The organism is Halorubrum sp. SD612, from assembly GCF_002135005.1.
Window position 1 is genome coordinate 1 of sequence record NZ_NEWI01000395.1, and the last position, 1,089, is coordinate 1,089.

The following is a 1,089-nucleotide window of genomic DNA, read 5'->3' on the forward strand; positions in this document are numbered from 1 at the left end:
GCTAAAGCCGTGGGGTTCCCCCACTGGGGGTAACTGCGGGCAATCGACTCGGGGCTACCTCTCTCGCTCGCGCAGTTCGTCGAGCACCGAGACCGTTCCGTCCATGAACCCCTCGTCTACCACTTTGTCGGCGGCCTCGCGGGCCGCGTCGTCCGCGTTGGCGACCGCGTACGACTCGCCGGCGACGCCGAACGTCGAGACGTCGTTCTCGCTGTCGCCGACCGCGACGAAGTCGTCGGCGGCGATTCCGAGCGCGTCGGCGACGACGCCGAGCGCCCGGCCCTTGCTCACGCCCGTCGACTTCACGTGGTAGGCGTAGCCGGTGTCGACGACCTCCACGTCGCCGCCGGCGGCCGCGGCGACCTCGCGCAGGAGCGCCTCGTCCGCGTCGGTCGAGAGCGCGACCTCCGTCTCGCGCCAGCGGTTCACCGTGTCGCCCTCCCCCCAGCCGATCTCGCCGCCGCGCTCGCGGAACGCCTCGACGACGGCCCACGCGGCGTCCGGGTCGCCCACGAGCGTCGTCTCGCCGCCGACGTACGCGACGCCCCCGTTCTCCGCGATCACCGTCTCCTCGCGGCCGAGGAAGTGCGCGAGCGCCACCGGGTACGGGAACGCCTTCCCGGTGGCGAAGGCTATCGGGGCACCCCAGTCCGGTAACAGCTCGAAGACCCGCGGATCGATCCGGTGGTCCGGCGTCGTGAGGGTGCCGTCGATGTCGAGCGCGAGGGGCGGAACCATACCCGGGATCGGCGGTTCGGCGACAACTGTCTTCCGTTCGATCGGCTCTGGTAGGTGGAGGAATCGGAGCGCTGGGTCGCTGTTTATAAGCCGAATTACGGTGTTGTTGTCGGCTGTTTATATGTAGGCCACGACTCTGCGGTGATGAACTCCAGAGCCCCATCCGACCGCTTATAAATCGCTGCTGGTGGACCGGCGGCGAACAGCTTCAAAGCCCCGGCCGCTTACTTATAAACAGCAAACAGTAGACTGACCGCGAACCCCACCAAAGCCCCAGCCACGACGCCACAGTCCGCCCGCTGCCCCCCTCGGCCGCTCACCCCTCTCCCCCCCTGCCGTGCCTACCTCCCC

The 1,089-nt window shown here is 68.7% G+C and carries 1 protein-coding gene; it reads right to left on the reverse strand.

All coding sequences use genetic code 11. The annotated features are described in order from the left end of the window. Window positions 1–54: 54 nt before the first annotated feature. The gene (locus B9G38_RS17630) at window positions 55–738 is read right to left on the reverse strand and encodes an HAD-IIB family hydrolase (RefSeq protein WP_086221208.1); all 684 of its coding nucleotides are present in this window, start codon (window positions 736–738) and stop codon (window positions 55–57) included. Window positions 739–1,089 lie beyond the last annotated feature (351 nt).

What these genes read in the sequence shown, in the direction of transcription:
- B9G38_RS17630 (WP_086221208.1), bottom strand. Translation starts at nt 738, where the DNA reads ATGGTTCCGCCCCTCGCGCTCGACATCGACGGCACCCTCACGACGCCG.